The sequence below is a fragment of the Streptomyces atriruber genome (assembly GCF_001418325.1).
Lineage (GTDB): Bacteria > Actinomycetota > Actinomycetes > Streptomycetales > Streptomycetaceae > Streptomyces > Streptomyces atriruber.
Genome location: NZ_LIPN01000145.1, coordinates 17,223 through 27,179 on the forward strand (window position 1 = coordinate 17,223; position 9,957 = coordinate 27,179).

General features: G+C 71.3%; 18 protein-coding genes and 1 pseudogene. 6 read left to right on the top strand and 13 right to left on the bottom strand.

Going from position 1 to position 9,957, the window contains the following annotated elements:
* Positions 1-68: 68 nt before the first annotated feature.
* From AOK03_RS16555 to AOK03_RS16595, 12 genes are all read right to left on the bottom strand, one after another.
* On the bottom strand, positions 69-599 hold the full coding sequence (locus AOK03_RS16555) for an endonuclease VII domain-containing protein (RefSeq protein WP_079074765.1): 531 nt from the start codon (positions 597-599) through the stop codon (positions 69-71).
* Positions 600-921: 322 nt separating this feature from the next.
* A complete protein-coding gene (locus tag AOK03_RS16560) occupies positions 922-1,158 on the bottom strand; it encodes a WhiB family transcriptional regulator (RefSeq protein ID WP_341845811.1) in 237 nt (78 codons plus the stop codon).
* Positions 1,159-1,160: 2 nt separating this feature from the next.
* Entirely contained in the window at positions 1,161-1,484 is a 324-nt protein-coding gene (locus AOK03_RS16565; RefSeq protein WP_055566034.1) for a hypothetical protein, read from the bottom strand.
* A 184-nt stretch (positions 1,485-1,668) separates the two neighbouring features.
* Positions 1,669-1,821: a hypothetical protein gene (locus tag AOK03_RS42600; RefSeq protein WP_157868972.1), complete on the bottom strand. Its 153-nt coding sequence runs from the start codon at positions 1,819-1,821 to the stop codon at positions 1,669-1,671.
* Positions 1,818-1,982 (bottom strand): hypothetical protein, encoded by a 165-nt coding sequence (locus AOK03_RS42605; RefSeq protein WP_157868973.1) that lies wholly within the window; start codon positions 1,980-1,982, stop codon positions 1,818-1,820. The genes AOK03_RS42600 and AOK03_RS42605 overlap by 4 nt, the downstream gene beginning before the upstream one ends.
* Positions 1,979-2,149: a hypothetical protein gene (locus AOK03_RS42610; RefSeq protein WP_157868974.1), complete on the bottom strand. Its 171-nt coding sequence runs from the start codon at positions 2,147-2,149 to the stop codon at positions 1,979-1,981. The genes AOK03_RS42605 and AOK03_RS42610 overlap by 4 nt, the downstream gene beginning before the upstream one ends.
* Before the next feature lie 80 nt (positions 2,150-2,229).
* Positions 2,230-2,607 (bottom strand): HNH endonuclease, encoded by a 378-nt coding sequence (locus tag AOK03_RS42615; protein WP_079074766.1) that lies wholly within the window; start codon positions 2,605-2,607, stop codon positions 2,230-2,232.
* A 154-nt stretch (positions 2,608-2,761) separates the two neighbouring features.
* Positions 2,762-2,962, bottom strand: coding sequence for a hypothetical protein (locus tag AOK03_RS16575; protein WP_055566036.1), 201 nt, complete (start codon positions 2,960-2,962; stop codon positions 2,762-2,764).
* A gap of 132 nt (positions 2,963-3,094) precedes the next feature.
* Positions 3,095-3,334, bottom strand: coding sequence for a hypothetical protein (locus AOK03_RS16580; protein ID WP_055566037.1), 240 nt, complete (start codon positions 3,332-3,334; stop codon positions 3,095-3,097).
* 10 nt (positions 3,335-3,344) lie between these two features.
* Positions 3,345-3,575: a hypothetical protein gene (locus AOK03_RS16585; protein WP_055566038.1), complete on the bottom strand. Its 231-nt coding sequence runs from the start codon at positions 3,573-3,575 to the stop codon at positions 3,345-3,347.
* Positions 3,568-3,795 carry a hypothetical protein gene (locus AOK03_RS16590; protein WP_055566039.1) on the bottom strand — a complete coding sequence of 76 codons (228 nt, stop codon included), beginning with the start codon at positions 3,793-3,795 and terminating at the stop codon, positions 3,568-3,570. The genes AOK03_RS16585 and AOK03_RS16590 overlap by 8 nt, the downstream gene beginning before the upstream one ends.
* Before the next feature lie 284 nt (positions 3,796-4,079).
* Entirely contained in the window at positions 4,080-4,373 is a 294-nt protein-coding gene (locus tag AOK03_RS16595) for a hypothetical protein (RefSeq protein ID WP_055566040.1), read from the bottom strand.
* Positions 4,374-4,511: 138 nt separating this feature from the next.
* Here AOK03_RS16595 and AOK03_RS16600 point away from each other — a divergent pair, with 138 nt between their 5' ends.
* The 5 genes and pseudogenes from AOK03_RS16600 to AOK03_RS16615 all read left to right on the top strand — a co-directional run bounded on the left by AOK03_RS16600 (position 4,512) and on the right by AOK03_RS16615 (position 8,114).
* Entirely contained in the window at positions 4,512-4,787 is a 276-nt protein-coding gene (locus AOK03_RS16600) for a hypothetical protein (RefSeq protein ID WP_055566041.1), read from the top strand.
* 107 nt (positions 4,788-4,894) lie between these two features.
* Positions 4,895-5,011: pseudogene (locus AOK03_RS40930) on the top strand (glutathione peroxidase); the annotation flags it as partial.
* A gap of 323 nt (positions 5,012-5,334) precedes the next feature.
* On the top strand, positions 5,335-5,499 hold the full coding sequence (locus tag AOK03_RS42620; protein ID WP_157868975.1) for a hypothetical protein: 165 nt from the start codon (positions 5,335-5,337) through the stop codon (positions 5,497-5,499).
* A gap of 353 nt (positions 5,500-5,852) precedes the next feature.
* Positions 5,853-7,067 (top strand): D-alanyl-D-alanine carboxypeptidase family protein, encoded by a 1,215-nt coding sequence (locus AOK03_RS16610; protein ID WP_055566043.1) that lies wholly within the window; start codon positions 5,853-5,855, stop codon positions 7,065-7,067.
* Positions 7,068-7,100: 33 nt separating this feature from the next.
* Positions 7,101-8,114 carry a Gfo/Idh/MocA family protein gene (locus tag AOK03_RS16615; protein WP_055566044.1) on the top strand — a complete coding sequence of 338 codons (1,014 nt, stop codon included), beginning with the start codon at positions 7,101-7,103 and terminating at the stop codon, positions 8,112-8,114.
* A gap of 10 nt (positions 8,115-8,124) precedes the next feature.
* On the opposite strand, the gene ssgD is transcribed toward AOK03_RS16615, so the two are convergent.
* Complete coding sequence (gene ssgD / locus AOK03_RS16620) at positions 8,125-8,538, bottom strand: spore wall synthesis regulator SsgD (RefSeq protein WP_055566045.1); 414 nt, start codon at positions 8,536-8,538, stop codon at positions 8,125-8,127.
* A gap of 230 nt (positions 8,539-8,768) precedes the next feature.
* Here ssgD and AOK03_RS16625 point away from each other — a divergent pair.
* Positions 8,769-9,957: sigma factor (locus tag AOK03_RS16625; protein ID WP_167355614.1), on the top strand; the 1,189-nt coding region annotated here is incomplete at its 3' end.

Below are 9,957 nucleotides of genomic sequence, written 5' to 3' on the forward strand. Positions count from 1 at the left end.
CCAGGCCCACACCAGGACGCACAGCCAGAAGCAGCCCGCCCCCGTCGCGCCGATCTCGAATTGGGGGATCATGTCTCACTGCCTTTCAGGCGGCGTGCGGGCGGGGAGAACAGGTAGCGGTGCGCCCGGATGAAGAAGTCCAGCTCGTCGCGGGCGTGGCCCAGCATCGAGTTGCAGCGCCCGCACACCAGACCGCGTACGCACGTGCCGCAGGACGTGGTACCCGCACAGCACTTGTGGTCGTGGTCGACGGCAAGGCGCCTGCTGATCCCCTTGCCGCGGGTGCAGATCGCGCAGCGCCCGCCCTGGAGGCGGTAGAGCTTGTCGTAGTCGCCGGGCGCCAGGCCGTAGGTGTCCCCGACCCGGCGCTCGTGGGCGGCGTCCCTACGCCGCTTCGTCGCCTCGCGGTGGTGCGTCGTGCAGCGGGGCCCCTTGTGCGGAGCGGGGCGCTTCGACGTCGGCGGGCAGTCCTTGCACTGCCGGGGCAGCTCGCCACCCGCCGCCTTGTGATGGCTCGCGCAGCGCGGGCCCGGATACGGGGCCGGACGCGGGTGCTTCGAGGGCGGGCAGTCCTTGCAACGTGGGTTCTTCGGCGGCATCGGCGCCCTCTCTCCATTGCTCTGCTTTGACCGCGGGGTCCATGAAGCCGGGACGGGGCAGGCCACAGCCGACGCACCAGTCACACTCGATGACCTTGGACTGAACTCCGATCGCGGAGTTCCACAAGTGACCCGCGGGCAGGTCGTCCCGGCACATGGCAGCTCAGGCCCCAACTGCGTCCGTGAAGCCGGCCAGATGCCAGCCCATACCTGAGCCGCCCGCACCGCAGCACGCGTCGAGGACGCGCCTTGTTTTCACCGCTCTCCTTGAGGCATACGCAGGCCCCGCCGCCGTGCCGGCCGCGGGGCATGAACTGGTGGGTCAGGCGGCTCTGTCCGCCCGGGAGCGGGGCGTCTTGCCGCCCCAGTAGCCGTGCCGGTAGGGGTGGGCGACGGTGCCCTCGCCCTCGTCGGCGTACTCGCCGCACTCGGTGCGCACCGGGCAGGCGCCGCAGATGCGGCGTGCCTGTGCGTAGCTCTCGCCCGTGCCGGGGAAGAAGAAGTCCCCGCCGGTCTGGGCGCACAGCGCGGAGTCCATCCACGCGAGGTCGGGAAGCACGGCTACTCAGCGGCCCTGATGGACTTGACCGGGCCCAGGTTTTCGAACTCCGCGAAGACCGCGGGGTACTTCACCTCAAGCCCCTTCTTGTCGAAGCCCTTGCGGTAGGTCACCTCCACGGCGAACAGCGGCTTGCCGTCGGCTCCGTGCGCCACACGTGACGGCGGCCTGTCGTCGTCCGCCTCGTAGCCCAGCTCTTCGAGGATGCTGGCCGTCAGACTCCTCACGTACGCACTCCACTTCGCCGCGGACTCCTTGGCGCTCTGCAGCTCCGCGAAGCGCAGCGCGAGCCGGTCGTCCACGTCCACCGGGATCGGGTCCGTCATGGTCAGGGTCCTTCCGTTTCCGAGATGGCGGTCTGCCGCCAGCAGGCCGCGCACAGGCGCGCCGCCGTCCAGACCGGGGGCGGGTGACGGGTGCGGACCGTCGCCGCGTGCAGTGGTGCGCCCGCCGTGCTGCACAGGCTGCAGCGTGCGACGTGCGGGCAGGTGCGCGTCAGGGTGCGGCGGTTCACCGCTCAGCACCCCCGTACTCCGCGTGGTGACTGCGGGCCTCGGCCACCTCGCCGGGCGCCGGGTCGGCCGCACCGCGCACGAACGCACGGTGGTCGACCTCGCGCTGGGTCAGGGTGCGGGCGGCACGCAGGTACTCGGGCATGGTCACGGCTCGCTCCGGGCGAGGAAGCGGCGGGCGGCCTGCGTCACCAGTGCGGCGCGGCGCGATGCAGTCCTGCCGCGCGCCCGGTCGGCGCCGCCGGAATCGTCGGGCTGGACGGTCTTGCGGGTGACCTTCTGCTTCGTGAGCTGAACGCGCTGGCGGGTCACGCCGCACCGCCCTTGACCAAGCTGACCGGGGTCAGGTGCTCGGGGTGCAGGATGACCAGCGCGTCGAAGGCGCGGACCACGGGATCGCTTTCGTCCAGCAGGGCGACGAGTTCGGCGGGTGCCATGGCGGCGGTCGGGTACGTCGGGGCAGTGGCGGGTTCGGACATGACGCCCCCTCAGGGCGGTGATGCGGGTGAAGAGTGGCGCCGCCGTGCGGCGCCTGCGGGTCCCCCTCAGGGGACGTGTCCTATTGCTCAGCTTTACGTTTTCTGTTGCGCAGTTCTTTCCGGTACGCGCTATATGCCGTGCGGCAACCGGGGAGTCGGCAGCCACGCTTGTAGCAGGACGGCGTGCCGTGCTTTCCCCATCCCATTTGCGCCTTGGTCTTTTCCCAATGGCAGGGGCGGCACAATATCTGACACTTCGCAATCTCGGCTTCGCGCCGAACTTTGCTCCACGACCAGATGCTGTGTTCCGCCTTCTGGGACGGATCTATGTGATCAAGCTCCAAGCGGTCGCGTGAGCCGCAGTTCACGCACTCCTTATCCTCGAAGAAGGCTCGCCGCCTCTCACGTATCCAGGTCCGGCCGTACTCGCGCTGCTTGTCCGGATCCTTGTACGGCATGGCCGCACCTCTCGCTTGAAGCTACGAGGGATTGCGGGCGCCCCGGAGACCGAGAAGGAGGAAGTCTCCGGGGCGCCGTGCTCCCCGCGCGGGCCCGCCACAGGCGCGCGGGGTCCCTGCCGCCCGGGGGCTCCGGCACCGGGCGGCAGGGGAGCTATCGGGGGTAACGCTGGTCGATGAGCCGCAGGTTGTTCTCGAAGGCCCGACACGTGGCCACATGTGCTTCGGCATCGCGCCTGCGCCGGTAGCCCCATCCGAGGTAGCGGTCTTCGTTGACCAGCAGGCAGTCCCAGCGGCGGCGGCCCCACCACCGGGTGCGGCGACGGTGCAGCTCGAACTCTCGGTACTCGCTCATGACGCGCCCCCTTCGAGGGCAGTGATCGGAACAGAGGACAGGCGCCCCGCCGCACGGGGAGACGAACGGCGGGGCGCCTGCCGGGACCCGCCCGGGTGGCGGGGGGATGCGTCCCGGGCGGGGGCTTGTGGGTCAGTCGTCGATCTTCGTGATCTCGCGCTTGCCCTCGCAGCGGAGGACGTTCCATTCGCCTTCGATGTCTAGCGACTGGTTGCGGTCGGACGATGCGCACTGATGGCACAGGGTGGGAGTCTCCAGTTGGGGGTCGTCCCACATCGCGGCTTCGAGTTCCTCCGGCGTCGCATCGTCCGGCGCCTCGAACTCCACCACGCAGCTGGCGGTCTGGGTCAGAATTGCCCGGTACTTGGCCATGCCGTTCTCCTCAGTCGTCGAAGCCGGACCACGCCGTGACCGGGACACCGAGCGTGACCAGGTCGGTGTCCGCGTAGTACGCGGCGGGGTCGTCCTCAGCGCGGTCCGCGTCGAACCACGGCGCGGGGTCCCCGAGGCGGCGCGGCGCCCACACGACGTCGATGTCGTCGCGGGTCCGGTGGATCTTCACCTGGCGGCGGATGCCGTCCTCGGTGTACGTCCAGGCGTAGGGCTCAGGCATCGTCGCCTGCCCAGCGCTTCAGCATCCCTGCGATCTCCCGCAGGTCGCCCATCGTCAGGCCTGTGCGCTCGCCCTTGCCGTACATCCCGGAGGTCGCCTGGACCAGGAGCCTGTCGTCGTCCAGCTCCTCGAAGAGCTGCAGCGTGTGCGCCAGCGCCTCGACGGGGTTGGTCGGCCTGGGGTGCTGCTCGATGAACTCGTGCCGTTCGCGGTCACTCATGACGCCCCCTCGGGGCTTGCGGGTGGGATGGAGTCGGTGCCCCGGCCTGCCTTGCGGCGTACGTCCGTGGTGACCGTGGCCGGGGCTGTATGGATCAGCGAGTCTTCACACTCGCTGCCACGGCCACCGCGACCAGCGCGGCGGCGAGCAGCATGTACAGGAACCAGTGGTCCCAGACCCAGACGACGATGGAGAGGATCATGACGCTCCCTTCAGGTTGCTGCGAGTGCCCCGGCGCCCTGCGACAGGTGGCGGGCGACTTCCCCCGCCGGGGCTGGGTGCGGTCAGGCGGGCTGGATGGCGTCAGAGAAGTCCAGGGAGTGATGGCCATCGAGATATCGCTGGATGGCCTTGAGGTCCCGCCGAATGTCGGCCGGGGAGAGCTCTTCCTGGCGGCCGTCCGCGACCTTGCCGTTGGGAGTGAGGGCGATGCGACCGTCTTCGGTCTCGGCAGCGTCGACCCAGACGGGAATGGTGCGCTGCCACCAGGCGAGAGGGCGCGGGAACGAAGGCGCCCCCCTGGCAACCAGCTCCTCAGCGATTCGGATCTTCGACTGGTCGATGACGATGCCGGTCATTTCCGTCTCCCCTGCCGCTCCGGTTCTTCCTTCTGCTTCCACTATCCACACCAAGCTCTTGGGATACAATACCCCAAACACTTGGGGTGTCATGATTCTTCCGCGTACCCCAAGTTTTTGGGCTGTACCATGAACGGCATGGCTGACGACGTGACACCCGACGAAGAGACCGCGAAAGTCTTCGAGAAGTACCGGCGCCACCTCAAGGCCGAACGCGATCTGCGGCCCGACATGATGGCCCGCGCACTGGAGCTGCTGCGCGCGGGCATGGGGACCAGAACCCTGGCCGACCTCACCGGCAAGACCGATGAGACGTTCCGGACGCTCGCCCGCAAGCACGGCATCGAGCCGCCCGCGGAGTACCGCAGCCGCTCGGAGCAGGCCAAGCGGCGGGCATCCGGCGAGGCTCAGTAGGTCAGCGTCCCGTTGCGCAGACCGGCGATGACCTGTTCTTTGTCGGCGTCGGTGAGCGGGGCGCCTTGGGGTAACACTGCTGGTCAGTGCAACGCAATTAAGTGGATGACTTCGAGAAGTTCCTCGTAGCCCCGTCCGGCAACGTCGTCGCGCGCTTCTCGCCGCAGACCGAGCCCGACTCCGCCGAGCTCGTCGCCGCCGTCGAGCAGCACCTCCCGGCCTGACCGGCGACGACTGACGACTTTGGTTCGCCCGTCGTCGACTTTTGGGCGACTCCTGAGCGGGGCCCCGCCGCCTAGCGTCCAAGCGTGGCTTCCATCCGGCCGCTGGGCCCCGCTGTCGCGCTCTTCCTGCTGGCCCCCTTCGTCGGCGAGTTCATGCCGGGGAATCTGACGGAGCCCTGGCTCGGCCGCACCGGATACGCCGTGAGCGCCGGGATTACGCCCTCGGCGCCGGGCTCGTCTTCTGGGGGAACTACGCCGACGAGCACTTCCTCGCCTCCCCGGCCCAACTCGTCTGCATCAGCGCCGTCATCGCCGCGCTCGTCGTGCTCGCCCTCCGTGTCCGCTCGTGGCGGCCGCGCGCGCTGCCCGGTACCGCCCCCACCCCCTGGCAGGTGGGCATCGCGTCACTCGCCGGGACCGGCCTGTACTGGGGGCCTTCGGTCCTCGTCACCGCGGACGCGCACGAAAGGGTCGGCGTCGGGGTGTGATGCGTCGTCGCGGGCGCACTCGTCACCTATGTGTGAGCGTCGCTCCCCGTACGGCCTGAGGGCGGCGGCTCGCTGACGGTCGATCTGGTCAGCGACGCGGTGTGCGCGGTGGTCGCCTCGGCCGTGCTGGGCACGGGCGTGGCCGTGCTGCGCGCCGAGTGCGTCCCCGCCTCACCTACGACGCTTCATTGCGCTGCCGGGCCCAGTGGCCCTGCGAAGTAAGCGAAGTGACGGGGCGACACCTCTGCGGGTGACCAGGCCAAGGACTCCCGCGACCACCGCCCGGAGCAGTGATACCTCCAGCCGGGCCAAGCCGATCTGCGGACTCCGGACAGCGCTCATACGGTGGCTGAATGGTCATCAGGTACCTTTCGCGTCCCTCCTCCGTACGCACCGCGGCCCTCGCCCTCGGTGCTCTGGTCCTCCTGTCCTCACCGGTCCTGTCCTCACCGGCCACGGCCTCCGAGGCCCCGGCCGAACCCGCACCCCCACGGCCGGTCCCCGCCTACTCCTCGACCCTCCTCGACCGGGCGGGCACCCAGGTCCGCCCCGGCCCCGGCGCACCCGCGGTGCCCGGCAGCGTGTCCGCGCTCGCGTGGGTGGTGGCGGACGCCCACACGGGCGAGGTGCTCGGCGCACGGAACGCGCACCGCCCGCTGCCGCCCGCCTCGACGCTCAAGTCGCTCTTCGCCCTGGCGACGCTGCCCCGCCTCAAGGCCGACATGCGGCACGTGGTCTCGGAGCACGAACTCGATCAGGTCGGTGAGGGCAGCAGCATGGTGGGCGTCGCGGAGGGGCGCGCCTACCAGGTCGCCGACCTGTGGCGGGGCGTGTTCCTCAGCTCGGGGAACGACGCCGTGCACGTCCTCGCGGGGCTGAACGGCGGTCTGCGGAAGACCGTTCAGGAGATGCGTGCCAAGGCCCGCGAGCTGGGTGCGCGCGACACGCACGTGGTGTCGCCCGACGGCTACGACGCGGCCGGGCAGGTCTCATCGGCGTACGACCTGGCGGTCTTCGGCAAGGCGGGGCTCGCCGACCCGGAGTTCGCCCGCTACTGCTCGACCCGCGTCGCACGCTTCCCCGCGGGCGGCTGGTCGTACCCCATCCAGAACACCAACCGGCTGCTGACCGGCGCCGACGGCGTGGCGCCCTACCCGGGGCTGCTCGGCGTGAAGAACGGCTATACGAGCCATGCGGGCTCCACCCTCATCAGCGCGGCCCAGCGCGGCGGGCGCACGCTCGTCGTGACGGTGATGAACCCGCAGGAGGGCGGCGGGCGGGCCGTGTACGAGGAGGCGAGGTCACTGCTCGACTGGGGGTTCGCGGCGGCCGGAAAGGTACGTCCGGTGGGATCGCTGCTGCCGCCGAAGGAGACCCGGCCGGCGCCCAGCCCCGCGCACGCGGGCGGGCAGGCCGCCCTGGCCGTGCAGCCCGACGACTCGGACTGGCCCGCGGTGCTGCTGGTCGTCGCGGGCTCGGGCGTGCTGCTCGCGGGGTGCGTCATGGCCGTCCGGCGGCGGAGGGCTACGGTGGCCCGGCGCAGGGGCGCGCGACGCATCGTCCTGTGAGGCGTGGGCGCGGGGATTCGGGGAGGTCGTCCGGTGAGTGAGCTGCTGGGGGTGGCCGTGCTCGGGGCGGGCCACATGGGCGCCGACCACGTGCGGCGGATCGGCGAGACGGTGGGCGGGGCCCGCGTGGTGGCGGTCGCGGACCCCGACGCGGCACGGGCCGAAGCGGCGGTGGCGGGGCGCGCGGGCGTGTCCGTCCACCGGGAGGCGCAGGACGCGCTGCGCGCTCCCGGGGTGGACGCGGTCCTCGTGGCCTCGCCGGAGGCGGCGCACGAGGAGGCTCTGCTGGCCGCCGTCGCCCTGGGGCTGCCGGTGCTCTGCGAGAAGCCCCTCACGCCCGATTCGGCCGCGGCCCTCAGGGTCGTCGAGGCGGAGACCCGCATCGGCCGCAGGCTGATCCAGGTGGGGTTCATGCGCCGGTACGACACCGAGTACGCGGCTCTGAAAACGCTCCTCGACTCCGGGGACCTGGGGCGCCCCCTGCTGCTGCACTGCCGCCACCGGAACGTGTCCTCTCCCCCGCACTTCACCTCCTCGATGCTGATCAGCAGCTCCGTCTCCCACGAGATCGACGCGGCCCGGTGGCTGCTCGGCCAGGAGATCACCGCGGTGACGGTGGTACGGCCGACGCCGTCGGCGGACGCCCCGCAGGGGCTGCTCGACCCGCAGCTGGTGCTCTTCGAGACGTCCGGGGGCGCGGTCGTCGACGTGGAGGTCTTCGTCAACTGCGGATTCGGCTACGAGGTGCGGTGCGAGGCGGTCTGCGAGCGGGGCGGCGCGCAGGTCGGGGACGCGCACACGATGGTCGTCCGGTCGCCGGGGCGTGCGCACGAGGACGTGGCGCAGGACTACCTGGTGCGTTTCGCCGATGCGTACGACCGGGAGGTACGGGCGTGGGCGGCCGCTGCCCGGGGCGGCCGGGTGACGGGGCCGAGCGCATGGGACGGGTACGCGGCGGCGGCCGTCGCGGAGGCGGGCGTCACTGCGCTGGACACCGGCGCACGCGTCGGGGTGGAGATGGCCGAGCGGCCCGCGCTGTACGGCTGAGAGCAGTCCTTCACACGCCGCCGAGCAGACGCGAGAGCCCCTGGTCGAGGTCGAGGCCCTTCCCCTCGCCGCCCGCGGGCACCACCGCGTACGACCGCACCAGGAACCTCCGCAGTGCGAGCTTGTCGAACTGCACGAGCGCCAGACCCTGGTGCGAGTGGAACTCCAGGACCGTCCGAGCCCGGCCGCACGGCCAGATGTGCACGTCACCGCTGCCCGCCGGAGCCCCGAGCCCTTCCTCCAGGAGCTGACGGGCGAAGATCCAGGTGACCTCCGCCCCATCGAGCGACGCCTGTGAGGGGAAGGCCATCTGGACGGCCAGGGGGTCCTCGGCCGCGTAGCGCAGGACGACCGGCAGAGCGCGTTCGCGACCCTCGGGAGTGATGAGACGGGCACGGGCGGGCTGTTCGAGGGTGACGGTCATGTTCGGGCTCCACTTCTGGTCCTGCGGTGCTCGGTATCCGGTTGCGGTTGTGGGTGTGGTCGAGGTGACTCCTGTGCCCTTATGACCCCTTACCGAGGGGTGTTATTACGCCAAAATGACGAGATCCTCATGTGACCTGCGCCACTCTCCTCTCATTACTCGGACATTCGTCACCTAGAGTTGCGAACTCGTCCGAACCCCCCGCAGTGGCGACGGGAGAGTGTCCTGCCATGACCGACGTCCCTGCCGACGTCCCCTCCGGCATATCCGCCGGTCCGGCAGCCCGAGTGCCCATCACAGGCGAGTACACGCGTGTCTTCGAGGAACAGCAGCCACGCCTGTTGGCGTACGCGCGGTCGCTCACCGGCAACGCCTGGCTCGCCGACGACCTCGTCGCGGAGGCGCACTTCCGGGTGTGGCGGCGCCTGTCCGCCGGGCACGAGATCGAGAACGTACCCGCGTACCTGACGACGACCGTGCGGCACCTCGCTGCGACGGTCGGCCGGGGCCCCGGGGGGCGGGAGACGCCGCACGACCCGCAGGCCCCCGAGACCATCAGGCTCACGGACACGGAGGACTCCCCCTTCGGCGGGAACGGCGCGGAACCGGATCCTGCCGCGCGCGTCTCCTCCGTCGATCTGCTGACCCGCGTCCTCGGGCAGCTGCCCGAGCGGTGGGTGACGGCGCTGTGGCTGGCCGAGGCCGAGGGCCAGCCCCTGGAGACGATCGGCCGACGCATCGGCGCCGGACGCGGCGCGACGGCCGTGCTCCTGCACCGGGCCCGCGAAGGCATGCGCCAGGCGTTCCTGCGCGCACACCCCGGAACCCCCGAGAACCCCGCCTGCGAGACGCACTGGGACCGCATGCCCGGTCACGTGCGGGGCGAGGCGTCACCCCGACAGTCCGAACAGCTCCTGTCCCACCTCGCCGGGTGCGCGGACTGCCGCGCCCGGCTCACGCTGCTGAGCCGCGCAAACAACCGGCTCCCGGCGCTCACGGGTCCCGCCCTGCTGATCTTCGTGCTCGGCGGTGCGGGCAAATTCCTCGTCCCGCTGACCGCGGGAACAGCCGCGGGAACCGCCGCGGGGAGCGCGGCCGCCGGATCGGCGGGCCACGGCGGCGGGCCGCTGCACGGGTTGCGACACCTCCTGACCGGCGGCGGAAAGGTGTCCGTCGCGGCGGCCGGGGCGATCGGGGTGACCGTGGCGGGGGCCGCGGTGGCCGCCGGGCTCGTCCTCGGCGGGACCGAACAGCCGACCGTGCCGGAGCAGCGGGCCGCCACGGCGGAGAGCGGCTTGCCGCAGCCGCCTGCCCCGCCGTGGCAGGCGGCACCCGATACCAGGGCCGAGGAGGACTCGGGTCCTGCCCGGGACGCGGGCCGCGCACAGGACTCGGGCGGCGAGGGAGAGGCCCGTGACG